This window comes from Citrobacter enshiensis, from assembly GCF_029338175.1.
Lineage (GTDB): Bacteria > Pseudomonadota > Gammaproteobacteria > Enterobacterales > Enterobacteriaceae > Citrobacter_D > Citrobacter_D enshiensis.
In genome coordinates this window covers 586,612-612,112 of the sequence record NZ_CP119862.1, presented here as the reverse complement: position 1 = coordinate 612,112, position 25,501 = coordinate 586,612, and the positions used below count along the sequence as shown (strand labels likewise).

At 52.7% G+C, this 25,501-nt stretch carries 20 protein-coding genes and 1 pseudogene; 12 read left to right on the top strand and 9 right to left on the bottom strand.

Annotation, left to right across the window (positions count from 1 at the left end):
• Window positions 1-432: 432 nt before the first annotated feature.
• Window positions 433-585, top strand: a pseudogene (locus tag P2W74_RS02970) (IS3 family transposase); the annotation flags it as partial.
• Window positions 586-620: 35 nt separating this feature from the next.
• Here P2W74_RS02970 and P2W74_RS02965 read toward each other — a convergent pair.
• The 3 genes from P2W74_RS02965 to P2W74_RS02955 all read right to left on the bottom strand — a co-directional run bounded on the left by P2W74_RS02965 (window position 621) and on the right by P2W74_RS02955 (window position 2,779).
• Window positions 621-1,145, bottom strand: coding sequence for an SMI1/KNR4 family protein (locus P2W74_RS02965; protein ID WP_276293827.1), 525 nt, complete (start codon window positions 1,143-1,145; stop codon window positions 621-623).
• Window positions 1,146-1,395: 250 nt separating this feature from the next.
• On the bottom strand, window positions 1,396-1,719 hold the full coding sequence (locus P2W74_RS02960; RefSeq protein WP_276293826.1) for a DUF1889 family protein: 324 nt from the start codon (window positions 1,717-1,719) through the stop codon (window positions 1,396-1,398).
• Window positions 1,720-1,996: 277 nt separating this feature from the next.
• Window positions 1,997-2,779: a siderophore-interacting protein gene (locus P2W74_RS02955; RefSeq protein WP_276293825.1), complete on the bottom strand. Its 783-nt coding sequence runs from the start codon at window positions 2,777-2,779 to the stop codon at window positions 1,997-1,999.
• A 237-nt stretch (window positions 2,780-3,016) separates the two neighbouring features.
• Here P2W74_RS02955 and P2W74_RS02950 point away from each other — a divergent pair, with 237 nt between their 5' ends.
• A complete protein-coding gene (locus tag P2W74_RS02950) occupies window positions 3,017-3,697 on the top strand; it encodes a PadR family transcriptional regulator (RefSeq protein WP_412767230.1) in 681 nt (226 codons plus the stop codon).
• Window positions 3,698-3,781: 84 nt separating this feature from the next.
• Here the strand turns inward: P2W74_RS02950 and P2W74_RS02945 are convergent, their stop codons facing one another.
• Window positions 3,782-5,302, bottom strand: a complete 1,521-nt coding sequence (locus tag P2W74_RS02945; protein ID WP_276293823.1) for a methyl-accepting chemotaxis protein — start codon at window positions 5,300-5,302, stop codon at window positions 3,782-3,784.
• 430 nt (window positions 5,303-5,732) lie between these two features.
• Here P2W74_RS02945 and ygjG point away from each other — a divergent pair, with 430 nt between their 5' ends.
• Window positions 5,733-7,112 (top strand): putrescine aminotransferase, encoded by a 1,380-nt coding sequence (gene ygjG, locus P2W74_RS02940; RefSeq protein ID WP_192613541.1) that lies wholly within the window; start codon window positions 5,733-5,735, stop codon window positions 7,110-7,112.
• 102 nt (window positions 7,113-7,214) lie between these two features.
• Here ygjG and P2W74_RS02935 read toward each other — a convergent pair whose 3' ends face one another.
• Window positions 7,215-7,547 (bottom strand): tRNA-binding protein, encoded by a 333-nt coding sequence (locus tag P2W74_RS02935; RefSeq protein ID WP_203359915.1) that lies wholly within the window; start codon window positions 7,545-7,547, stop codon window positions 7,215-7,217.
• Between the two features lie 217 nt (window positions 7,548-7,764).
• On the opposite strand from P2W74_RS02935, the gene ebgR reads away from it, so the two are divergent.
• The 5 genes from ebgR to P2W74_RS02910 all read left to right on the top strand — a co-directional run bounded on the left by ebgR (window position 7,765) and on the right by P2W74_RS02910 (window position 16,177).
• On the top strand, window positions 7,765-8,748 hold the full coding sequence (gene ebgR / locus P2W74_RS02930; protein WP_276293822.1) for a transcriptional regulator EbgR: 984 nt from the start codon (window positions 7,765-7,767) through the stop codon (window positions 8,746-8,748).
• Window positions 8,749-8,955: 207 nt separating this feature from the next.
• Entirely contained in the window at window positions 8,956-12,048 is a 3,093-nt protein-coding gene (ebgA, locus tag P2W74_RS02925; protein WP_276293821.1) for a beta-galactosidase subunit alpha, read from the top strand.
• Window positions 12,045-12,494 (top strand): beta-galactosidase subunit beta, encoded by a 450-nt coding sequence (locus P2W74_RS02920; RefSeq protein ID WP_276293820.1) that lies wholly within the window; start codon window positions 12,045-12,047, stop codon window positions 12,492-12,494. Before ebgA ends, P2W74_RS02920 begins: the two co-directional genes overlap by 4 nt.
• A gap of 59 nt (window positions 12,495-12,553) precedes the next feature.
• Window positions 12,554-13,987 carry an amino acid permease gene (locus P2W74_RS02915; RefSeq protein WP_276293819.1) on the top strand — a complete coding sequence of 478 codons (1,434 nt, stop codon included), beginning with the start codon at window positions 12,554-12,556 and terminating at the stop codon, window positions 13,985-13,987.
• A 171-nt stretch (window positions 13,988-14,158) separates the two neighbouring features.
• Window positions 14,159-16,177 (top strand): NADPH-dependent 2,4-dienoyl-CoA reductase, encoded by a 2,019-nt coding sequence (locus P2W74_RS02910; protein ID WP_276293818.1) that lies wholly within the window; start codon window positions 14,159-14,161, stop codon window positions 16,175-16,177.
• A 40-nt stretch (window positions 16,178-16,217) separates the two neighbouring features.
• Here the strand turns inward: P2W74_RS02910 and rlmG are convergent, their stop codons facing one another.
• Entirely contained in the window at window positions 16,218-17,354 is a 1,137-nt protein-coding gene (gene rlmG, locus P2W74_RS02905) for a 23S rRNA (guanine(1835)-N(2))-methyltransferase RlmG (RefSeq protein WP_276293817.1), read from the bottom strand.
• A gap of 198 nt (window positions 17,355-17,552) precedes the next feature.
• Here rlmG and P2W74_RS02900 point away from each other — a divergent pair, with 198 nt between their 5' ends.
• The 4 genes from P2W74_RS02900 to sstT all read left to right on the top strand — a co-directional run bounded on the left by P2W74_RS02900 (window position 17,553) and on the right by sstT (window position 21,859).
• A complete protein-coding gene (locus P2W74_RS02900; protein ID WP_276293816.1) occupies window positions 17,553-18,053 on the top strand; it encodes a M48 metallopeptidase family protein in 501 nt (166 codons plus the stop codon).
• Window positions 18,054-18,125: 72 nt separating this feature from the next.
• The gene (locus tag P2W74_RS02895) at window positions 18,126-19,124 is read left to right on the top strand and encodes a Gfo/Idh/MocA family protein (protein WP_276293815.1); all 999 of its coding nucleotides are present in this window, start codon (window positions 18,126-18,128) and stop codon (window positions 19,122-19,124) included.
• 272 nt (window positions 19,125-19,396) lie between these two features.
• Entirely contained in the window at window positions 19,397-20,365 is a 969-nt protein-coding gene (locus P2W74_RS02890; RefSeq protein ID WP_276293814.1) for a TerC family protein, read from the top strand.
• A gap of 252 nt (window positions 20,366-20,617) precedes the next feature.
• Complete coding sequence (gene sstT / locus P2W74_RS02885) at window positions 20,618-21,859, top strand: serine/threonine transporter SstT (RefSeq protein ID WP_276293813.1); 1,242 nt, start codon at window positions 20,618-20,620, stop codon at window positions 21,857-21,859.
• Between the two features lie 15 nt (window positions 21,860-21,874).
• Here the strand turns inward: sstT and P2W74_RS02880 are convergent, their stop codons facing one another.
• From P2W74_RS02880 to uxaC, 3 genes are all read right to left on the bottom strand, one after another.
• A complete protein-coding gene (locus P2W74_RS02880) occupies window positions 21,875-22,429 on the bottom strand; it encodes a YgjV family protein (protein WP_203359904.1) in 555 nt (184 codons plus the stop codon).
• A gap of 77 nt (window positions 22,430-22,506) precedes the next feature.
• Window positions 22,507-23,994 carry a UxaA family hydrolase gene (locus P2W74_RS02875; protein ID WP_276293812.1) on the bottom strand — a complete coding sequence of 496 codons (1,488 nt, stop codon included), beginning with the start codon at window positions 23,992-23,994 and terminating at the stop codon, window positions 22,507-22,509.
• 14 nt (window positions 23,995-24,008) lie between these two features.
• Entirely contained in the window at window positions 24,009-25,421 is a 1,413-nt protein-coding gene (gene uxaC, locus P2W74_RS02870; protein WP_276293811.1) for a glucuronate isomerase, read from the bottom strand.
• Between the last annotated feature and the right edge of the window lie 80 nt (window positions 25,422-25,501).

Sequence of the window (25,501 nt, the reverse complement as noted above, 5' to 3'; positions counted from 1 at the left end):
TTCATGCCGGAGGACTCACAATCGCTTGGTTGCTGGTTCAAGTCCAGCAGGTGCCACCAGATAAAACAAGTACTTAGACAGAAAACTGGCTAAGCCATTTTGTTTTTTATCAATCTGGGTGACGTAACTCAACTGCAGGTGCTGTAATCAGGCAGATTTAGCATGGGCTTTATAGAAAAAGTTGAAGAAAAAGAGAAGCGCCGTATGGCCCGTCCCCCTGAGTTAACAATTAAGGGCTAGATTAGTCTTTATGACCGTCTTCGTTCAGCCAGAGCTCAATACCCAGATATTCTGTACGAAGACCTCGCCTCTGTGCTGTTAACTACCCTTTCAGTTGAGCATCATCCGGAACTATACCGCCTGGACGGAGACAAACTAAGTGATGTTGCCGGAGACCATTTTGCCAGGGGATTAGCATTTGAACGAAAGAATGTGGAGTATATCCACGGGGAGCACTTTGCCAGCCGGGAGATGATGCGAAGGGTGGTGTTTAATTATATCGAGTATGACTACAATCGGTGGCGACGCCACATTACCTGTGGCAATCTTAGCCCCGAACAATTTGAATACCAGAACCTCGCTTAGGGCAGTGTCCACATTGCGCGGGTAAGTTCAATGAACTACACCTTATCTTCTAATGCGGGTTTATGTAAAAACTCTCTTAACGATAGAGCCAATAACCCTAACCCATCACCCACGACTAAATTGTCTACATAATATCGCCAATGAAATACATTTCTATAGGTAGGAGAATCAGCCCTCACATCATAAATAATATACGCATCACCATCGTCATCATAATCTGAACCAATGACAATCAAGCCATCAGGTAGTAATGACCTATGATCATATATTGATTCTTGTAACAATTTTGTTGAAGTCACAATTCTATTTGTAGAAGATAAGGTAGCCATTACTATCATCCTGGTTTTTTCGTTGTACCTCGCTATAAAGTTATCTAAATTAGATAATGGACTACATGCTTGGTCAGCTACCAAATGAATATAGTCCTTATATTCATTTGGCAAGCTAATCAACAACGCTTTTTCGACATCAGTAATTCTTTTTCTTATCAATAGTGGGTCAGCGATTAAATCTGGCTCATCTACTTCCCATTTCACCAAGTCATCTTTCTGTATTTTCATACTAAAAACCCTCACTACGCCACATTGAATCACCACCTACATGAAGTGTCCCACTATTAACAACACTTGTCTCACTATTAACAACACTTGTTGACCCTGGCTCAAAATCAGTGCAGTGCTAAATCGGAGAGGAGATCAAAACGAGGCGGGCTGTTCTCTCCATCCTTTATAACAGAGATGGCAGAAATGGATGCTCCCACATCGGAGGTGAGAGCATCGGAACAGGTTGAGCTTTTGAAGCGTGTTCAGCTTATACCAGAGCCTGAAGCTGCTCACGCATATAGGAAGAAAAATATTCAGGGTTTTTGATCAGTACACGCTCTCCTGACGCAATTTTTTCAGCCCATCCGGCCACTTTTTTGGTGAATTCGGCGTTCCACCCCTCCAGTTCGCCTCGTGCAGTAATCTCGGCCGCGCTGGCTGGTACACCTAACTCATTCAAATATTTTAAAATTCCCTTAGCGGTACTCTCATCCATTGAGTCTGGGGCGGCGACGGATGTATTCATACCGTTAATGAAATCCAGTGCTTTCTCAATTGCTGTTGGCATGCTCTTATCCTTAAAATTAACCACGTAAAATTCACACCTACACTATGACCTTAAACCGATCTTAATATCAAAGAAATCATTAAATTTATGTCGGTTTGCGCCGTTCATTCCTTCGTTTCTGTTTCACTGGTATGGAACGACTCTCATGCTCTGGCGATGCCGTTTCTATGCTGATAACACCGACGCAACACGAGTACGGATTGTCAATCTGTCCGTGGCCTTCGGACAAGCCTCATCGTCGACTCCCCCTTATTGCCGTCATCGCATTTTTAGGGGTAACAATTTTGTTATTGCTGATCAATTAATCGAGCGATGGCTTGTTGTGCCAGTAGGCCGCCGCTCGTACCCGATGAGGATCAAAAGCCTCAGTATCAAACCGTTGACTGAGATTTTTAACAACCTTCCCTTCACCGGTGATCCAGATGAAATAATCTTCTGCAGGAATCGAAAGCTGGGACAAGCGCGCATCCACCGCCTGCTCGTCCTGCCCCACGAACCACTCAATCGCAAATCCATCAAGATGGGAGAGGTAATCCTGATACGCCGCGTTTTGCACACTGACCAGTGCTGTGACATTTGGGCGCACGGTCAGGCGACCGATCGCCTCCAGACGGCGGCGTAATGCCGGCATTCCCGATTCATCACAAACATAAACCTGATATGCGTAATCTTCTGGCACCACCAAAGAACCGCGCGGTCCGCCAATCGTGAGGGTATCCCCCTCGCGGGCCTGTTTCGCCCAGGTGCTCGCCACCCCGCCATCATGGAGATAAAAATCCAGCGCCAGTTCATGGCGCGCCTCATCGTATAACGGTGTGTAATCACGTGTTGTTGGGCGAATGCCATCAGCCCAGACGATACCTTCGTCGGTCACCGTCGGCGGTACAAAGTGACTGCCCGGTGCCGGGAAAAAGACCTTGGTGTGATCGTCAAATCCCAGTGAGCTAAAGCCTTCCAGAGCATCACCACCCAGCACAATACGCTGAAAACCAGCGCTGATACGTTCAACACGCAGGACGGTCAGTTCGCGAAAGCGCAGTTCATTACGAACGCGCTGCGGGTAGCGTGAGGTTTTTTTAGTCATTTTTTCGCCTTCGTGAATGTATTACGATATATCTAAATCGCTCATTTCAAATGATAATGATTGTTAATTAGAGATATTGCAAGCCTTTTTTGATATAGCGCTCGTTCTCCACATCATCATCAAGATTAAAATAAAAACTAACAAAATCATAAAATTAAAAAAACAACCCCACTAGAAACTTGCATAAATAAAAAATTTAGATATAAATTAGATATATCTAAACAACATCAGGAGATGATCATGCGACACCCACATGAGGGTTGCTGTAAAGGCGAAGGACATCAGCACGAAGGCTGCCATCAGGAGCATCATCAAGAAGGTTGCTGTAAAGGCGAAGGGTATCAGCACGAAGGCTGCCATCAGGAGCATCATCAAGAAGGTTGCGGCAGGGAACGCCATCACAGCCATCAACATGGCTGCGAGCATCGCCACGGTCGGGGCGGAGGCGGACGCCGCCAGCGATTTTTCGGTCACGGCGAGTTACGTCTGGTGATTCTGGATATCCTGACCCGCGACGCGAGCCACGGCTATGAGCTCATCAAAGCCATTGAAACGCTGACTCAGGGTAACTACACCCCAAGCCCGGGCGTGATCTATCCGACGCTGGATTTCCTGCAAGATCAGGAATTTATCAGCATCAGCGAAGAAGAAGGCGGTCGGAAGAAGATAGCCATCACCCAGGCCGGACAACAGTGGCTGGTTGAAAACCACGAACAGCTCGCACACATTCAGGAACGCGTCAAAGCACGCTGCGTGGGCTTCGAATTACGTAAAAACCCGCAGATGAAGCGGGCACTGGATAATTTCAAAGCCGTGCTGGATCTGCGGGTGAATCAGGCCGATATCAGTGAAGCACAAATCAAAAAAATCATTGGCGTGATTGACCGCGCAGCGCTGGACATCACCCAGCTCGATTAAGCGGATCGTATACCCATTCCGCTTACCGTGTCCCTGCCCCCGCCTCCATAAGGAGGCGAGAGAAACCACTTCAGGGACGCGGACTCAGTGCAGAACCGTGACGGCATCTTCCAGACGGCTGGCGCGGTGTCTCACCATTGCTGAAACTTTAGCGCTTTCTTCCACCAGTTCGGCATTCTTATGCGTGATGTTGTTCAACTCATCCACCGCCAGCGTCAGGCTGGAAAGCCCATCCGACTGCTCAAGCGTCGAATGACTGATTTGGGCGATGAGCTGGGTCACATTTTGCACCTGCGCCACAATGTCATCCATCGTCCTTCCTGCCGCATGAACCTGTTCTGAGCCGGACTGCACCCGGGAGGCACTGGCATCAATTAGCTTACGGATGTCATTCGCCGCACTGGCGCTTCGACTGGCAAGGTGGCGAACTTCCCCCGCGACCACCGCAAACCCTTTGCCCTGCTCACCTGCTCGCGCGGCCTCAACTGCGGCATTCAGCGCCAGAATATTGGTCTGAAACGCGATATCGTTAATGAGTGCGGTGATCGTGCCGATCTGTTGCGTGCTGTCGGCAATGTCATCCATCGTTTTGATGACGGTCTCCATCGCTTCCCCACCCTGAGTTGCCGCACCGCTGGCCGCGATGGAAAGTTTGTCGGCAGCCGATGCGGTAGCGGTATTTTTCTTCACCGATTCCGCCATCTGGTTCATGGTCGTTACCGTTTGCTGCACATTCTCCACCGTCTGGCGGGTATGTTTGTTCAGATCGTCGTTCCCTTTCGCCAGGGTTTCACTGCCATTTCTGACGCTGGAGACCTGACTTGAGACATCATTGATAAGCCAGCGACACATCAACCCGAGCTGACCCACAGACCGCAGCGTCAAACCCAACTCGTCGCTGCGATTCAGATGCGTCACACTGTTACGATCCCCTGTCGCCACCTTTAATGCCTGCCGGGCCACATTTTCAATCGGGCGCACAATTTGCCACTCAAACATCGCCGTCCCCAACAGCATGACCAGCGCGCTGATCAGCATCGACGCCACGGGGGCATTCTGCTGCACCAGGCTCGCCGCCAGTACCGCGAAGATAAACGCCATCACACCACGTACCCGCCAGCGGATAGGGAGCGCCGGAAGTTTGCCTAACCAGCCCTTACGCACCACCAGCCCTTTGTGGAGGCGTTTACGGCAGCGTCCTTCCTTCAGAGCGTGATACAACGGCTCAACCGCCGCAATTTCATCTTCCGTCGCGCGGATACGAATGGACATATACCCGGTCACTTTTCCCTCGCGAACCATCGGCACCGCGTTGGCGCGGATCCAGTAGTGATCGCCATTCTTGCAGCGATTTTTCACGATACCGCTCCACGGTTCCCCTTGTTGCAGGGTGTACCACATATCCGCAAATGCCGCTTTCGGCATATCAGGATGGCGCACAAGGTTATGCGGCTGTGCCTGGAGTTCGCTCAACGAATAGCCGCTCACCTGCACGAAGGTGTCATTCGCATGCGTGATATAGCTGTGTAAGTCAGTCGTGGACATGAGGGTCGTATCGTCGTCCAGCGGGATGCTTTTCTGGCTGACGTAGAGATGAGAAGACATGATCGCGTCCTATGCAGGTTATTTTGGTGTTAACTTTTCTGTCAGATGTTATTTCGGCGCTAATCGATTTATCTTTAGTTGTTAAAATTGATTTAGATCGCAATTTGCGATTAAACCTCAATATTTGTACGCAATCTAATCCATTGATTTAAAATACTTTCACAGTGCAACTATCAAGACAGACTGAATCCGCTGCCCTGTCACTGGGCGTTTTTTGCACTTTTTCGGGGCAATTTGCGGGCAAAAAGGAACTGTTCAACGTACGTAAAGTCGGTTATGCCGCCTCGATTGTTAACAAATAAGATTAAATGTTGCGTAAATGCGATTATTCCTGGTGTTTATCCCGATTTTCGTGAACCCCTTCGGGATGGCGCAATCCCTGCAATACTTAAATCGGTATCATGTGATACGCGATCCCCGGGAGCACATTTTGAACAGGTTACCTTCCAGCGCCTCAGCGTTAGCCTGCAGCGCGCACGCACTGAATCTCATCGAGAAGCGAACGCTTGATCATGAGGAGATGAAAGCACTGAACCGAGAGGTGATTGAGTATTTCAAAGAGCACGTCAATCCGGGGTTTTTAGAGTACCGAAAATCTGTGACTGCAGGCGGGGATTACGGAGCCGTAGAGTGGCAAGCAGGAGGTCTGAATACGCTTGTCGACACTCAGGGACAGGAGTTTGTTGATTGCCTGGGTGGTTTTGGAATTTTCAACGTGGGGCACCGTAATCCAGTTGTGGTTTCCGCCGTACAGAATCAGCTCGCGAAACAACCATTGCATAGTCAGGAATTACTTGACCCGCTTCGTGCCATGCTGGCGAAAACACTTGCCGCACTGGCGCCCGGTAAACTGAAATACAGCTTCTTCTGTAACAGTGGAACAGAGTCTGTGGAGGCCGCGCTGAAACTGGCGAAGGCGTATCAGTCGCCGCGTGGCAAATATACCTTCATCGCCACCAGCGGCGCGTTTCACGGAAAATCGCTGGGCGCGCTTTCCGCCACGGCAAAATCCACCTTCCGTAAACCGTTTATGCCGCTGCTACCGGGGTTCCGCCATGTACCTTTCGGTAACGTTGAGGCCATGCGTACCGCGCTTAGCGAGTGTAAAAAAACCGGTGATGATGTGGCCGCCGTCATTCTGGAACCGATCCAGGGCGAAGGCGGAGTGATCCTGCCGCCACCAGGTTATTTGACCGCCGTGCGTAAACTCTGCGATGAGTTCGGCGCGTTGATGATTCTGGATGAAGTGCAGACCGGAATGGGACGCACGGGCAAAATGTTCGCCTGTGAGCATGAGAATGTGCAACCCGACATTCTGTGCCTGGCAAAAGCGCTGGGGGGCGGCGTGATGCCGATTGGCGCCACTATCGCAACCGAAGAAGTGTTCTCGGTGTTGTTCGACAACCCCTTCCTGCATACCACGACGTTTGGCGGTAACCCGCTGGCCTGTGCGGCGGCGTTGGCCACCATTAACGTGCTGCTGGAGCAGAACTTACCGGCTCAGGCGGAACAGAAAGGCGACATCCTGCTGGACGGTTTCCGCCAGTTGGGTCGGGAATATCCGGATCTGATCCAGGAAGCGCGCGGGAAAGGGATGCTGATGGCGATTGAGTTTGTCGATAACGAGATCGGCTACAACTTTGCCAGCGAGATGTTCCGCCAGCGCGTGTTGGTTGCCGGAACGCTCAACAACGCGAAAACGATTCGTATCGAACCACCGCTCACCCTGACCATTGAGCAGTGTGAACTGGTACTCAAAGCGACTCGCAAGGCGTTGGCGGCCATGCGCGTCAGCGTGGAGCAAGTGTGACAGATGCCGGATGGCGGCGACGTTCTTATCCGGCCTACGCAGACACCACCCCGTAGGCCGGATAAGATGCATTTGCATCGTCATCCGGCCTGCTCACATCACTCACACAATCCGCACACCGGCGGGCATCACACGTTCCGGCGTCAACAGGACGCTCTCGCTACCATCGTCGGTTTCGGCGCATAGCAACATGCACTCCGAGGTTTCGCCGCGCATTTTGGCTTTGGCAAGATTACACAGCACCACCACCGTTTTCCCTGCCAGTTCCTCCTCACTGTAGTACGGCACCAGGCTGGTGACGGTTTGCAACGTCCGCTCGCCGACATCGACCTGCACGATATAAAGCTTATCGGCGTTTTCATGGCGCTTAACCTGGACAATTTTTCCAACCCGTATTTCCAGTCGGGCGAACTCCTCAAATGCAACAGTGTCCATTTTCTCTCCATTAGTAAAAATTTACTAAATCATAGCAAAATATTTTCCTAGCGCTGCGCTTAAAAAAGGGAAAATGACACGCGGATCACACTCTGAAAGCGAGGATTTACCCTGAGCGAGTCAAATAAACACGCTTTATTTACTGAAAACAGATGAATAGATAAGCACTTCCTTTACAATGAAAACGCTACTCAGGGAAAAGTCGAAAAAGGTAATTATGGCAACACTTAAAGATATTGCACTCGAAGCTGGCGTATCCCTGGCGACCGTGTCGCGGGTTTTAAACGATGACCCCACGCTGAATGTCAAAGAAGAGACCAAACATCGCATTCTGGAAATTGCGGAGAAGCTGGAGTACAAAACCAGCAGCGCCCGTAAGAGCCAGTCTGCCACGGTAAGTCTGCAACATATTCTGGCGATCTACAGCTACCAGCAGGAGCTGGAGATTAACGATCCTTACTATCTCGCGATCCGTCACGGGATTGAAACGCAATGCGAAAAACTCGGGATCGAGCTGACCAACTGCTATGAACACAGCGGGCTGCCGGAAATCAGGAACATCACGGGCATTTTGATCGTCGGTAAACCGTCCACCGAACTGCGCGACGCGGCGACCGCGTTGACTGACAATATCTGCTTTATCGACTTTCATGAATCCAGCAGCGAATATGACGCCATCGATATCGATCTGGCGCGGATAAGCAAAGAAATTATCGACTTTTTCATCGCGCAGGGCATGAACCGTATCGGCTTTATTGGCGGGGAAGATGAGCCCGGCAAAGCGGATATCCGCGAAGCGGCATTTGTGGAATATGGCCGCCTGAAGAAGGTTGTCCGTGAAGAGGATATCTGGCGCGGCGGTTTCTCCAGCTCATCGGGATATAAGCTGGCAAAACAGATGCTGGCCAAAGACGATTTCCCCAGCGCGCTGTTTGTCGCATCCGACTCTATCGCCATTGGCGTTCTGCGCGCCATCCATGAACGTGGACTGGAGATTCCCCGCGATATTTCACTGATCAGCGTAAACGACATCCCAACCGCGCGGTTTACCTTTCCTCCGCTTTCCACCGTACGTATTCATTCCGAAATGATGGGCAGCCAGGGCGTCAACCTGCTGTATGAAAAAGCCCGCGACGGGCGCGCACTCCCGCTTTTAGTCTTCGTTCCCAGCAAGTTAAAGCTGCGCGGCACCACCCGCTAATCCCCCTTTTCTCCCGCCCGGCGACTCAGCACGCCGGGCGCGCATTTTCATTCATCCGCAGTCGGCTTACACGCTGGTTTTGTGATCAAGTTAAAGTTAATCATCTTTATTGCTATATTTTAGTAAAACTTTTACTAAAATCACCTCCAATAACACTTACTCACCATCTACATGAATGGTTCCGATTTCTCTCCACCGGGAGGCCCTATGAATCGCTGGGAAAACATTCAGCTCACCCACGAAAATCGACTGGCGCCACGTGCGTACTTTTTTTCTTATGATTCCGTTGCCCAGGCTCGCTCATTTGTTCGCGAAACCAGCAGCTACTTTCTGCCGCTGAGCGGTCAGTGGAACTTCCAGTTCTTTGATCATCCGCTGCAGGTGCCGGACGCGTTTACCACTGAGTATATGAATGACTGGGGGCCTATTACGGTTCCCGGCATGTGGCAGATGGAAGGCCACGGGAAGCTCCAGTACACCGACGAAGGGTTCCCGTTCCCGATCGATGTGCCTTATGTTCCCAGCGATAACCCCACCGGCGCATACCAGCGTATTTTTACCCTTAGTGAAGGCTGGAAAGATAAGCAGACGATTATCAAGTTTGACGGTGTCGAAACCTATTTCGAGGTCTACGTTAACGGCCATTATGTTGGGTTCAGCAAAGGCAGTCGCCTGACAGCGGAGTTCGATATTAGCGCAGTCGCCACGACAGGCGACAACCTGCTGTGCGTGCGGGTCATGCAGTGGGCAGACTCAACCTATATTGAAGATCAGGACATGTGGTGGTCCGCAGGGATCTTCCGCGACGTTTATCTGGTCGGCAAGCATGCAACCCACATTCAGGATTTTACCGTCCGCACCGATTTTCACGACAACTACCGCGACGCCAGCCTGCACTGCCAGATAACGCTGGAAAACCTGGCTTCCGTCCCTGCGCTCACCTCGCTGGAATATACGCTGTTTGACGGCGAGAGCGTCGTTCACACCGGCGTTATCGAAACGCTGAAGGTAGACGAGCTCACCCACGCTGATTTTGCGATTGAGGTGAACGCGCCGCAACAGTGGTCCGCAGAGTCGCCGTATCTCTACCATCTGGTGATGGTGCTGAAAGACGCCAACGGTAATATTCTGGAAGTGGTGCCACAGCGCGTCGGGTTCCGCGATATTAAAGTTCGCGACGGGCTGTTTTACATCAATAACCGCTATGTGATGCTGCACGGCGTCAACCGTCACGATAATGATCATCTCAAAGGCCGCGCGGTCGGAATGGATCGCGTCGAAAAAGATCTGCTGCTGATGAAGCAGCACAATATCAACTCGGTGCGTACCGCGCATTACCCCAACGATCCTCGTTTTTATGAACTGTGCGATATCTACGGCCTGTTTGTGATGGCGGAAACCGATGTTGAATCGCATGGATTTGCCAACGTCGGCAATATCAGCCAGATCACCGACGATCCCGCCTGGGAACATGTGTATGTTGAGCGCATTGTGCGTCACGTCCACGCGCAGAAAAACCATCCTTCGATCATCATCTGGTCGCTCGGTAACGAGTCCGGATACGGCTGTAATATCCGCGCCATGTACCACGCCGCCAAAGCGCTGGACGACACACGACTGATTCATTACGAAGAAGATCGCGACGCGGAAGTCGTGGATATCATCTCCACCATGTACACCCGTGTACCGCTGATGAACGAATTTGGTGAGTATCCTCATCCCAAGCCGCGCATTATCTGCGAATACGCCCACGCAATGGGCAACGGCCCTGGCGGACTGACGGAATATCAAAACGTTTTTTACCAGCATGACTGCATCCAGGGCCACTATGTCTGGGAATGGTGCGACCACGGCATTCAGGCAAAAGATGACAACGGTAACGTCTGGTACAAATTCGGCGGCGATTACGGTGATTACCCGAACAACTACAACTTCTGTCTCGACGGTCTGATTTATTCCGATCAAACACCGGGGCCGGGCCTGAAAGAGTACAAACAGGTTATCGCGCCGGTGAAGGTTCACGCGGTGGATCTGGCGCGTGGCGAACTGCGGGTGGAAAACAAGCTGTGGTTTACCACGCTCGACGATTACACCCTGCACATTGACGTTCGCGCAGAAGGCGAAACGCTCTCCACACAGAGCATCAAACTGCATGGTGTCGCGCCAGACAGTGACGCGCTCGTGACATGCGCGCTGCCGACGCTGGACGCCCGCGAAGCGTTCCTCAATATCACCGTGACGAAAGATTCCCGCACGCTCTACAGCGACGCCGGACATCACATCGCCACTTACCAGTTCCCGCTGAAGGCTAGAACCACCGCACCAGTGCCGTTCAGCCAGAAAAATGCGCGTCCTCTGACTCTGGAGGAAGATCGACAGCACTGTACCGTTGGTGGTTTTAACTTCGCGCTGACCTTCTCAAAGCTGAATGGAAAACCCACCTCCTGGCAGGTTAACGGTGAGGAGCTGATCACCCGCGAGCCGAAGATTAACTTCTTCAAACCGATGATTGATAACCACAAACAGGAGTTTGAAGGTCTCTGGCAGCCGAACCATTTGCAGATCATGCAGGAGCATTTGCGCGATTTCGCCATTGAGCAGGCTGACGACGCAATTCTTATCACCAGCCGCACCATCATCGCGCCGCCGGTGTTTGATTTCGGGATGCGCTGCACCTATCGCTGGCGCATTGCGGCGGACGGTCAGGTGAATGTCGAGCTTTCGGGCGAGCGTTACGGCGAGTACCCGCACATTATTCCGTGCATCGGTTTCACGTTGGGCATCAACGGCGCGCTCGATCAGGTCGCCTGGTATGGCCGTGGGCCGGGTGAAAACTACGCCGACAGTCAGCAGGCCAATATCATCGACATCTGGCGTGCCACCGTGGATGAGATGTTCGAGAACTATCCCTTCCCGCAAAACAACGGCAACCGCCAGCATGTGCGCTGGGCTGCGCTGACCAACCGTCACGGCAATGGCCTGCTGGTTGTACCGCAACAGCCGATCAACTTTAGCGCCTGGCACTACACGCCAGAGGATATTCATTCCGCACAGCATTGTAATGAGCTGCAGCGTCGCGATGACATCACGCTGAATCTGGACCACCAGTTGCTCGGGCTTGGCTCTAACTCCTGGGGAAGCGAAGTGCTGGATAGCTGGCGCGTCTGGCTCAGACCTTTCCGCTACGGCTTTACATTGCTGCCGGTTTCTGGCGGAGAAACCACCGCTCAGACCTACGCTTGTCACGCCTTTGGCGCGGGTTTCTTTTCCACGAATTTGCACAGCGAGAATGAAAAATGAGAATCCTCGATAACTTAGAACAGTTCCGACAACTCTACGCCTCCGGTCGGAAATGGCAGCGCTGCGTCGAAGCGATCGAAAATATTGATAACATTCGACCTGGTGTCGCCCATTCCATCGGCGATTCGCTCAGTTATCGCGTGGAAACCGATTCAGCTACCGATGCGCTATTTACCGGGCATCGTCGTTATTTTGACGTGCATTATTACTTACAGGGACAGCAAAAAATTGAATTTGCGCCCAAGGATGAATTGCAAATTGTTGAATATTACCGTGATGAAACCGATCGCGAATACCTGAAAGGGTGCGGACAAACCGTTGAAGTGCATGAAGGCCAGATGGTTATTTGTGAAAACCATGAGGCTTACCGTTTTATTTGCAATAACGCAGTTAAAAAAGTCGTACTCAGAGTGACCATCGAAGACGGTTACTTCCATAACAAATAAAAAAAACGGGCGATGTCAGAATGGCATCGCCCTACCCTACAAATGTTCGGAGATGTGTTATGTCTGATACCAAACGTAATACAATCGGTAAATTCGGTTTACTGTCACTCACGTTTGCCGCCGTTTATAGTTTCAATAACGTCATCAATAATAATATTGAGCTTGGGCTGGCATCCGCACCGATGTTTTTCCTGGCCACGATTTTTTATTTTATTCCCTTCTGCTTAATCATCGCGGAATTTGTCTCGCTGAATAAAAACTCAGAGGCAGGGGTTTATGCGTGGGTAAAAAGTTCGTTGGGCGGTCGCTGGGCGTTTATTACCGCCTACACCTACTGGTTCGTCAATCTGTTCTTTTTCACTTCGCTGCTACCACGCGTTATTGCCTATGCCTCTTACGCGTTTCTCGGCTACGAATATATTCTGACGCCGATTGCGACCACCGTCCTGAGTATGGTGCTGTTCGCCTTCTCGACCTGGGTCTCCACCAACGGGGCGAAAATGCTGGGTCCCATCACTTCAGTGACTTCCACGCTGATGCTGCTGCTCACCTTGTCCTATATTTTACTGGCGGGTACCGCTCTGGTTGGCGGTGTACAGCCAGCCGATCCGATTACCGTTGATGCGATGATCCCGAATTTCAACTGGGCATTCCTCGGCATTACCACCTGGATCTTCATGGCCGCAGGTGGCGCAGAATCCGTTGCCGTTTACGTTAACGACGTCAAAGGCGGTTCGAAATCGTTTGTAAAAGTGATCATCATTGCCGGGATCTTTATCGGCGTGCTGTATTCCATTTCATCGGTGCTGATCAACGTCTTTGTCAGCAGCAAAGAGCTGAAGTTTACCGGCGGTTCTGTGCAGGTATTCCATGGTCTGGCCGCCTGGTTCGGTCTGCCAGAACTCATCGTCAATCGTTTTGTCGGTCTGGTTTCCTTTACCGCCATGTTCGGGTCCTTGCTGATGTGGACCGCAACGCCGGTGAAAATTTTCTTCTCTGAGATCCCGGAAGGTATTTTCGGCAAGAAAACCGTCGAGCTTAACGAAAACGGCGTACCGGCGCGAGCGGCCTGGCTCCAGTATCTGATCGTTATTCCGCTGATGATAATCCCAATGCTCGGCTCCAATACCGTGCAGGATCTTATGAACACCATCATTAATATGACTGCCGCCGCCTCCATGCTGCCGCCGCTGTTTATTATGCTGGCTTATCTGAATCTGCGGGTAAAACTGGATCATTTACCGCGCGACTTCCGCATGGGGTCACAACGCACCGGTATTATTGTGGTTTCCATGCTGATTGCGCTTTTTACCGTCGGATTTATCGCCTCTACATTCCCTACTGGCGGTAACATCATGACCATTATTTTTTATAACGTGGGTGGCATTGTTATCTTCCTCGGTTTTGCCTGGTGGAAATACAGCAGGTACATAAAAGGCTTAACCAAAGAAGAGCAAGCAATCGAAGCCGCCCCCGCTTCAAACATTCAGTAACGACCAGCACACTAAAAAAAGCACCATCTCCGGTTCGCTCTCCCTTCGGGGGGAGCATCTTTTTTGAATCCCATCACAATCATTACATTCCTCTTTTCCCTTTTGCGCACCGACAGCTAAATTAGAACTCATCCGACCACATAACAATAATTTTACATACTGGACACCCTTATGAGCTATCCGTCGCTGTTCGCCCCACTCGACCTGGGCTTTACCCAGCTTAAAAACCGCGTGCTAATGGGTTCAATGCATACCGGCCTTGAGGAGTATCCCGACGGCGCGGAACGTCTGGCGGCCTTCTACGCCGAGCGCGCGAAGCATGGCGTCGCGCTGATTGTCAGCGGTGGTATCGCCCCTGCGCTCTCCGGCGTGGGAATGGAAGGTGGCGCAACGCTGAATGACGCAAGGCAATTACCATTCCATCGCACCATCACCGATGCGGTTCATGATGAAGGCGGCAAAATCGCCCTTCAGATCCTGCACACCGGGCGCTACAGCTACCAACCGCACCTGGTGGCGCCCTCCGCGCTACAGGCGCCGATAAACCGCTTTACGCCTCATGAGCTGACCCATGACGAGATCCTGCAACTGATTGACGACTTCGCGCGCTGCGCACAACTGGCGCGCGAAGCAGGATACGACGGCGTGGAGGTGATGGGCTCTGAAGGGTATCTGATTAACGAGTTTCTCACCGTGCGTACCAACCAACGCCAGGACCAATGGGGCGGCGACTATGCCAACCGGATGCGTTTTGCTGTAGAAGTCGTGCGGGCAGTACGCCAGCGCGTCGGCAACGATTTCATCATTATCTATCGCCTGTCGATGCTGGATTTGGTGGAAAACGGCGGCACCTTTGAGGAAACCGTACAGCTGGCGCAGGCCATTGAAGCCGCAGGCGCAACTATCATTAACACGGGCATCGGCTGGCATGAAGCCCGCATTCCTACCATCGCCACGCCGGTCCCGCGCGGTGCATTTAGCTGGGTAACCCGCAAGCTGAAAGGTCACGTGACAATCCCGCTGGTCACCACCAACCGCATCAACGATCCGCAGGTGGCCGACGATATTCTTGCCCGTGGCGACGCGGATATGGTGTCGATGGCGCGTCCGTTCCTCGCCGACGCCGAACTGCTTTCAAAGGCGGAGTCCGGGCGTGCCGATGAGATCAACACCTGCATCGGTTGTAACCAGGCGTGCCTGGATCAGATCTTCGTTGGCAAAGTCACCTCATGCCTGGTGAATCCCCGCGCCTGCCACGAAACAAAAATGCCTGTCTTGCCAGCGGTGGTTAAGAAAAATCTGGCCGTGGTAGGAGCCGGGCCTGCAGGTCTTGCTTTTGCGATCAACGCCGCCGCGCGTGGTCATGCTGTCACCCTGTTTGATGCCAACGCCGAGATCGGCGGGCAATTTAACATCGCTAAACAGATCCCCGGCAAAGAAGAATTTTATGAAACGCTGCGCTATTACCGCCGAATGATCGACGTCACTGGCGTCACGCTGAAACTGAATCAGTTCGTGAGCGCCGACTGCCTTCAGTCCTTTGATGAAGTGATCCTCGCCAGTGGGATCGCGCCGCGTCAGCCGCCGATCGCCGGTATCGATCATCCGAAAGTACTGACCTATCTTGATGTCTTGCGCGACAAAGCCCCGGTCGGGAAGCGCGTGGCCATTGTTGGTTGCGGCGGGATCGGTTTTGATACCGCCATGTACCTGAGTCAGCCAGGCGATCCTACCAGTCAGAGCATTGCCGAGTTTTGCGCGGAGTGGGGTATCGACACCAGCCTGCAACAGGCGGGCGGCCTGCGCCCGGAAGGCCCGCATTTATCACGCAGTCCGCGACAAATCGTTATGCTGCAACGCAAGGCCAGCAAACCCGGTCAGGGGCTGGGGAAAACAACGGGGTGGATCCACCGCGCGACCTTGCTCTCTCGCGGGGTAAAAATGATCCCGGCGGTCAGCTATCAGAAGATCGATGATGAAGGGTTACACGTGTTGATCAACGGCGAGCCGCAACTCCTGGCCGTAGACAACGTGGTGATTTGCGCCGGGCAGGAGCCAAGACGCGAGCTGGCCGATCCGTTGCACGCGGCAGGTAAGGTGGTGCATTTGATTGGCGGATGCGATGTGGCGATGGAACTGGATGCCCGCAGAGCCATTGCCCAGGGCACCCGTTTAGCGTTGGGGATCTAACCTGTTGCCCGATAGCACTACGCTTATCGGGCACACACGTTTAGCGACGACGCCCCAGTTTCACCGCTTTCAGCACCACAAATTTATTGTTGGTGGCGATGGTCTCGCAGTTACCGAAGATCTTCTTCAGCTTGTGGAAGTAATCCAGGTGACGGTTCGCCACAATATACAACTCACCGTTGATCTTCAGACAACGGCGCGCGTGATGGAACATCTCCCACGCGACGTTATCCGTTAGGGCGTGCTTCTGGTGGAACGGCGGATTACAAATGACCGCGTTGAAGCGGAAAGGCTCCACGCCGGACAGCGCGTTGTTGATCATAAACTCGCAGCGGTCCAGAGCTTCCGGCATGTTGGTTTCCACATTCAGACGGCTGGACGCCACCGCCATTGGCGACTCATCGGTAAAGATGACGCTGGCTTGTGGGTTTTTCTCCAGCAGCGTCAGACCGACAATACCGTTGCCGCAGCCGAGATCGACGATTTCGCCTTCCAGATTGTCCGGCAGATGTTCCAGGAAGAAACGGGCACCGATATCCAGTCCCGTGCGCGAGAAGACGTTTGCATGGTTGTGAATGGTCCAGTTGGTCCCGTCCAGCTTCCAGCTCAGCGTTTCTGGCGCATCGGCAAGCTCTGGTTTGCTGAAGGTAGGGTTGATCAGACGCGCCTTTTTCCAGGCCAGCGTGGTGGTCGTTGGACCCAGCACTTTTTCGAACAGCTCAAGCGTGGAGTTGTGAATATCACGCGCTTTAGCCCCCGCAATAATCCGCGTTTCTGGGGTCACGACCTTGCGCAGTGCGCGCAGTTGCTGTTCCAGCAGGGCCAGCGTTTTAGGAATTTTAATCAGCACAACGCCCGGCGCCTGCGGATATTGTGCCGTGCTGTCGAGAAACTTGACGCTGGATTCCGCAATATCGTTATGGCGCAGGTTTTCGCGCGTCGCGAGCTCGCTTAAATAGGAATCACCGATGCTGTAAGGCGTGTGTTCAGCCAGTGCGCAACCCAGCGCTCCGAAGGTATCATTCAGGATCAGAACCGGACCGACAATTTCAGTGTCATCCAACTGTTGCAGCAGATATTCATCCGCCGCTTCCCACGCCTGAAGCGGGTTAACGTCGTCCGTTTCCGGGAAACGTTTAAGATTGAGTGAACGGAAACCGTTGTCTAAGTGGCTCATCGGCCCTCCTGAGTGGTAAAATTTGGCGTTATCCCTGAAAAGGGTGCGTGAGTATACCTTTTTTATACACAAAATCATTCAAGTTGCATGAAGTCGGCAAGAGAGAGAATCCCCAGGAGCTTACATAAGTAAGTGACTGGGGTGAACGAACGCAGCCAACACACAGGCAGCTTGAAGGATGAAGTGTATGGAGTGTTGATGAGCAATCTTAGTTATCTGCAGGGCTATCCGGAGAACTTACTTTCCCAGGTACGCACCTTAATTGCCGAAGAGCGGCTGGGCAGCGTACTGGAAAAACGTTATCCGGGAACGCATGATTTCGCGACCGATAAGGCGCTCTGGCAGTATACCCAGGATCTGAAAAGCCAGTTTCTGCGTAATGCGCCACCGCTCAATAAAGTGATGTATGACAATAAGATCCACGTCCTCAAGAACGCCCTCGGCTTGCATACCGCCGTTTCACGCGTCCAGGGTGGAAAGCTGAAAGCGAAGGCGGAGATCCGCGTCGCCAGCGTTTTTCGCAATGCGCCGGAGCCGTTCCTGCGGATGATCGTCGTCCATGAACTGGCGCATCTTAAAGAGAAAGAACACAACAAAGCGTTCTACCAGTTGTGCTGTCATATGGAGCCGCAGTATCACCAGCTTGAGTTTGATACCCGCCTGTGGCTGACGCAGTTGTCGTTAAAGGAAACTGCGTAGTCGCGCACTGGCTTTGCCATAAAGGCGTGATACATTGGCGCGAGAATCCCTTTATGGAGCCTGAAGGCGTTTATGATACGTTTCGCTGTTATTGGCACAAACTGGATCACCCGCCAGTTTGTCGATGCCGCTCATGAAACCGGCAAATATAAGTTAACCGCAGTCTATTCCCGCAGCCTCGAGCAGGCGCAAACGTTCGCTAACGACTATCCCGTCGAACATCTGTTTACCTCGCTGGACGCCATGGCGAAAAGCGAGGCGATTGATGCGGTCTATATTGCCAGCCCGAACTCACTGCATTTTTCCCAGACCCGGCTCTTTCTCAGTCACCAAAAACATGTGATCTGCGAGAAGCCGCTGGCATCGAATCTGGCTGAGGTTGAAGCGGCTATCGCCTGTGCCCGCGAAAATCAGGTCGTGCTCTTTGAAGCCTTTAAAACGGCCAGCCTGCCCAATTTCCTGCTGCTACAACAAGCCTTGCCGAAGGTGGGGAAAGTACGTAAGGCATTGATCAATTACTGCCAGTACTCCTCGCGTTACCAGCGCTATCTGGACGGTGAAAACCCCAACACCTTTAATCCGGCGTTTTCAAATGGCTCGATCATGGATATCGGCTTTTATTGCCTGGCGTCCGCCATCGCGCTCTGGGGCGAACCTTGCAGCGTTCAGGCGTCTGCCAGCCTGCTGGAAAGCGGCGTTGATGCCCACGGCGTCGTGGTGCTGAATTACGGTGATTTCAGCGTGACCTTGCAGCACTCCAAAGTCAGCGACTCTGTGCTGGCCAGCGAAATTCAGGGAGAAGCGGGTTCTCTGGTGATTGAGAAAATCGCCGAGTGTCAGAAAGTCTGCTTTATTCCACGCGGCGGGAAGACGCAGGATCTCACTGCACCTCAGCATATTAATACTATGCTCTATGAGGCAGAGGTCTTTGCACATTTGGTTGAAACGCATGAGGTGAACCATCCCGCTCTGGAAGTCAGCCGCATTACTGCGAAACTGCAAACGGAAATTCGTCGCCAGACAGGGGTGGTATTCCCAGCGGATGATCAAAACCCCGCAGCCACTGCGTAAATCAATGTAAAACAGATGTAACAGGCCATTGACTGGAAGCATGGCCTGTCATATTTTGTTACCCGCAAAGGGGAGTAACTTCATTGCCGGTGGATCGTCATTACGATGTGTGAAAAACCACATCCGGTCACCGGGCAACAAAACAGGAATGCGTCGTCGTATTCCTGTTTTGTTGTAAGTGAGACCTTGCCGGAAGGCGAGGTCTATGCATATAAAAAGCAACGGCTGCCGTCTTCTGACGTCAGCCGTTTTTTTATGTGTAAGGAAATTTTATGAATACTGTCGGCACACCGTTGTTATGGGGCGGATTCGCTGTCGTTGTGGTGATTATGCTGGCTATTGATCTTCTGCTACAAGGGCGTCGTGGAGCACATACGATGTCAATGAAGCAGGCGGCAATCTGGTCCCTGGTCTGGGTAACGCTCTCATTATTGTTTAACGCCGTATTCTGGTGGTATCTGGCTCAAACGCAAGGACGTGCGGTTGCCGATCCGCAAGCGCTGGCGTTTCTGACCGGTTATTTGATCGAAAAATCACTGGCGGTGGATAACGTCTTTGTCTGGCTGATGCTGTTCAGCTACTTCTCTGTCCCGCCCGCGCTGCAACGTCGGGTGCTGGTCTATGGCGTACTGGGTGCGATCGTACTGCGTACCATCATGATCTTTACCGGAAGCTGGCTGATCGCGCAGTTCGAGTGGCTGCTGTATGTGTTCGGTGCCTTCCTGCTGTTTACCGGTGTAAAAATGGCGCTGGCGAAAGATGATGCGTCCGGCATCGGCGACAGACCGGTAGTCCGCTGGCTGCGTGGGCATCTGCGCATGACCGACACCATCGAGAACGAGCATTTCTTCGTGCGTAAGAACGGTCTGCTGTTCGCAACGCCGCTGATGCTGGTACTGATTCTGGTTGAACTGAGCGACGTCATTTTCGCCGTCGACAGCATTCCGGCTATCTTTGCCGTGACGACCGACCCGTTCATTGTACTGACCTCTAACCTGTTCGCGATTCTGGGTCTGCGTGCGATGTACTTCCTGCTGGCGGGTGTCGCAGAGCGCTTCTCAATGCTTAAATATGGTTTGTCGATAATCCTGGTGTTCATTGGTATCAAGATGCTGATTGTCGACTTCTATCATATTCCTATCGCCATCTCGTTAGGTGTGGTGTTTGGCATCCTGATCGTCACGCTGCTCGTTAACGCATGGGTAAACCATCAAAACGATAAGAAACAGCAAGCGCAGTAACCTCCATGGCCCGACAGTATAGCTGCCGGGCCAACAAAAACGCGTTCTGCGGACCGGCAAACGTAGCGCCCCCTGGCAATACGTAAACAAATAGTTAAAAAATATGATGTGACACGTAAATTTCAGCATTTTACGCTTCCCCACAACGCATCTTTCCTTATACTCACTCAGGCAAACATTTATTACATCCGGGCATAAACGTAACAAAGAGTACGTTCCAGGATGGACGCAATATCACTTAAGGAAATCTCCATGAAGTCATCAACTTCAGGCCTGCTCGCGCGCCTGTCGCAAGGTAGTCTCGTAAAACAAATCCTCATAGGCTTAGTGCTCGGCGTTTTGCTGGCGCTGGTGTCTAAACCTGCGGCAGAAGCGTCGGGCCTGCTGGGAACGCTGTTTGTTGGCGCCCTGAAAGCCGTTGCCCCTGTCCTGGTGCTAACGCTGGTTATGGCGTCTATCGCCAATCACCAGCAGGGTCAGAAAACCAATATCCGTCCGATTCTGTTCCTGTATCTGCTGGGCACATTTTCTGCTGCCCTGGCGGCGGTGGTGTTCAGCTTTGCATTTCCGTCAACGCTGCATTTATCCACCAGCGCTGGGGATATCGTACCGCCCTCTGGGATTGTAGAAGTGTTACGCGGCCTGCTGATGAGCATGGTCACCAACCCGATTGATGCCCTGCTCAATGCGAACTACATTGGTATTCTGGTCTGGGCCGTAGGTTTGGGCTTTGCGTTTCGCCACGGTAATGAGACGACAAAAAATCTCGTTAATGACATGGCAAACGCCGTGACCTTCATGGTGAAACTGGTTATCCGTTTCGCCCCTATCGGTATCTTTGGGCTGGTATCATCCACGCTCGCCACGACCGGTTTTGCAACGCTGTGGGGCTACGCGCAACTGCTGGTCGTGCTGATTGGCTGTATGCTGCTGGTCGCGCTGGTCATTAACCCGCTGCTGGTATTCTGGAAGATTCGCCGTAACCCGTATCCGCTGGTCATGGCCTGTCTGCGTGAAAGCGGTGTTTATGCCTTCTTTACCCGCAGTTCAGCCGCCAATATCCCGGTAAACATGGCGTTGTGTGAAAAGCTGAACCTGGACCGGGATACCTACTCCGTCTCTATCCCGCTGGGCGCGACCATCAATATGGCCGGAGCGGCGATCACCATTACCGTCCTGACGCTGGCCGCAGTTAACACGTTAGGCGTTCCGGTGGATCTCCCGACGGCGCTGTTACTGAGCGTGGTTGCCTCGCTGTGCGCGTGTGGCGCGTCGGGTGTGGCGGGGGGCTCCCTGCTGCTGATCCCGCTGGCGTGCAATATGTTCGGTATCCCTAACGATATTGCCATGCAGGTGGTAGCCGTCGGCTTCATCATCGGCGTGCTGCAGGATTCCTGCGAAACGGCGCTGAACTCGTCGACTGACGTGCTGTTCACCGCAGCGGCCTGCCAGGCAGAAGACGAACGTCTGGCAAACAACGCACTGCGCGGTTAATCTCTTCCCCCTCCGTCAACGTGCGGAGGGGTTTTCCTGCGACGCTGCATTCTCCATTCTGAAAGGATCAATACCGCGTTTTTGCATACGTCTGAAGCGGATGATATTGAGACCATTTATCACCAAAAAGCTGCCCTCAATAAGCGTACCGCCAATCGATCCCAACCAGAAGTTATGAATGACCCAACAGGCCGTGGCACACCACATCACGCAACGCACGGTTAACCCTTTGCAGCGAAACAGCGCCCAGGTGCTGGCGAGTGTGCCCATAATGGGCAACAGTTCCATCGCATGTTGCAGTTTTGCCAGGCCGAGAACCAGCGTGAGCACGATGAAAACGGTCATCACCCAAAGCCGCCGGGTATACATCGAAATCAGCGTACGGACGGTGTTAAGCTCGGCACTCATCCCGGCAGGGGCGGCACCCATCAAAAAGAAATGCACGCCAATGGTGGCGCTATAGACGGCAAGTTGCAGTTTGAAACGACGTTCGTCGCGGTTGAAAAAGGTGGTAATACCAATCAGAAAGGCGATGACGCCAACGCCCTGAGCCAACCAATACGCGGTCATGAAGAGTCCCTGTAGACAGGCAAAAAGAAACGGCGCCCCATTATATGAAACGCCGTTTCAATTTTAAAGCAATCGTTTTATAACGTCACGCCGCTTTTGAAGATCGCCAGTTCCCGGAAGTCATTACGCTCGTTGCAGGTCTGCTTACCATTGGCAAAATCAACGATCGTATCGACGAACTCATTGAGTAGCTGCGGCATCGCTTTACCGTGGATCAGTTGCCCGGCATCAAAATCGATCCAGTGCTTTTTCTTTGCCGCCAGCTCACTGTTCGTGGCGATTTTCACCGTCGGTACAAAGCCACCGTAGGGTGTGCCGCGACCGGTACTGAACAGCACCATGTGGCAACCTGCCCCCGCCAGCGCACTAGTGGCGACAGCATCATTACCCGGTGCGCTCAGCAGATTCAGGCCCGGCGTTTTCAGACGCTCGCCGTAGCGCAGCACATCCACTACCTGACTGGCCCCCGCTTTCTGGGTGCAGCCCAGCGATTTATCCTCAAGCGTCGTGATACCACCCGCTTTGTTGCCCGGTGAAGGGTTCTCGTAGATCGGCTGGTTATGGGCAATGAAGTACTGCTTGAAGTCATTGACCATGGTGACCAGTTTTTCAAACGTCTCTTCATCACGGCAATGCGTCATCAGCAATTGCTCTGCGCCAAACATTTCCGGCACTTCAGTCAACACGGTTGTTCCGCCATTGGCAATCACGTAATCGGAGAAGCGTCCCAGCATCGGGTTGGCAGTGATGCCAGACAGGCCATCTGAACCACCGCACTCCAGACCGAACTTCAGTTCGCTCAGTTTGCCCGGTTCGCGCTTGTCGTGACGCATCACGTTATACAGCTGATGAAGATGCTCGATGCCCGCTTCCACTTCATCGTCCTGGTGCTGACAGATCATAAAGTGAACGCGATCGGCATCAAACTCGCCCAGCGTTTCGCGGAAGGCATCCACCTGGTTGTTTTCACAGCCAAGGCCAATCACCAGCACCGCTCCGGCATTCGGATGGCGCACCATATTTTGCAGCATGGTGCGGGTATTGATGTGATCGTCACCCAACTGAGAACAGCCGTAAGTGTGGCTGAAGAGATGCACGCCGTCAGTACCTTCGGCGTCGTTGGTCTCCTTCAGGAAGCGAGTCTGGATCTGGCGTGCAATACCGTTCACGCAGCCGACCGTCGGCAAAATCCACAATTCGTTGCGCACACCCACCTCGCCGTTGGCGCGGCGATAGATCTGCACATTGCGATCGGCAGGCTGTGCTTCTTCGGCCTGAAAATCGGGTTGATAGCGATACGTATCCAGATCGCTCAGATTCGTGCGAGTATTGTGGGCGTGGATATGCTCCCCCACCGCAATATCCGCCAGCGCATGACCGATCGGCAAACCATATTTAATGACGTTTTCGCCTTTTGCGATCCGGCTTAACGCAAATTTATGTCCGCGTGCAATGTCCTGGCAAAGCGTCACAATTTGGTTATCAATGCTGACTTCTGCGCCTTGCGCCAAATCGGCCAGGGCAACTGCAACGTTATCCAGCGAATGGATCCTGATGTATTGCATATCAATCCCAGACCTTAGTTCAGTTCAATAGCGAAGTAATCACGCGCATTGTTAAAGCAAATATTACGTACCATCTCGCCCAGCAACTGAATATCCGCTGGCGCTTCGCCAGCCGCCACCCAGCGCCCAATCATCTGGCAGAGGATGCGACGGAAATATTCGTGACGGGTGTAAGACAGGAAGCTGCGGCTGTCGGTCAGCATGCCGACAAAGCGGCTCAGCAGGCCAAGCTGTGCCAGCTGGGTCATCTGACGTTCCATACCGTCTTTCTGGTCGTTGAACCACCAGCCGGAACCGAACTGCATTTTGCCCGGCATCCCTTCGCCCTGGAAGTTACCGATCATCGTGCCCAGCACTTCGTTATCACGCGGGTTCAGGCAGTAGAGGATGGTTTTCGGCAGCAGATTCTGTTCGTTCTGTTTGCTCAGCAGCTTGGAGAGCTCTTCCGCCATCGGGCGGTCGTTGATGGAGTCAAAGCCGACGTCTGCGCCCAGCAGTTTGAACTGACGCAGGTTGTTATTACGCAGCGCGCCAATGTGGTACTGCTGTACCCACTCGCGACGCGCGTATTCTGCGCCAAGGAACACCAGTACGGCCGTTTTGAACTGCGCCACTTCGTGCTCGCTCAGAGTTTCACCTGCCAGACGACGCGCCAGGATGCTGTCCAGCTCCGCTTCATTCGCATCAGCGAACATCACGACATCCAGCGCATGGTCGGAAACTTTACACCCGTGTGCGGCGAAGTGATCCAGACGTTTGGTCAGTGCGATTTGCAGGTCAGCGAAACGACGAATATCGGTATCGGAGACTTCACCCAGCTTCGCCATGTAATCGTTAAAGGTCGCCTGCTCAATGTTGAAGGCTTTATCCGGACGCCAGCTCGGCAGAACTTTGACGGAGAAGGTGCTGTCTTTGGCCACCGTTGCATGGTGCTCCAGAGTGTCGATCGGGTCATCGGTGGTGCCGACCATTTTCACGTTCATCTGCTGCATGATGCCGCGCGCGGAGAATTGATCCTGCGCCAGCAATTCGTTGCACTGACTCCAGATTTCGTCGGCGGTAGACGGGGAAAGCAGTTTGCCAGTGATGCCAAACGGACGACGCAGCTCAAGGTGCGTCCAGTGGTATAACGGGTTGCCGATAGTGTGCGGAACGGTCGCCGCCCAGGCATCAAACTTCTCACGATCGGAAGCGTCGCCGGTACACAGGCGTTCAGCGACGCCGTTGGTACGCATGGCACGCCACTTGTAGTGATCGCCTTTCAGCCAGATGTCATACAGGTTGTTGAAACGGTAGTTTTCAGCGATTTGCTGCGGTGGCAGATGGCAATGGTAGTCGAAGATGGGCTGGTCTTTGGCGTAATCATGGTACAGACGACGGGCAAATTCGGTATCCAGCAGAAAATCTTCAGTCATAAACGGAGTCATTTATCGTCTTCCTCTCAACGAGTGCGTCAGATTGCTTATGTTTAGATGCTGCAAAGTTATCACACCAATTTCCAGTCACT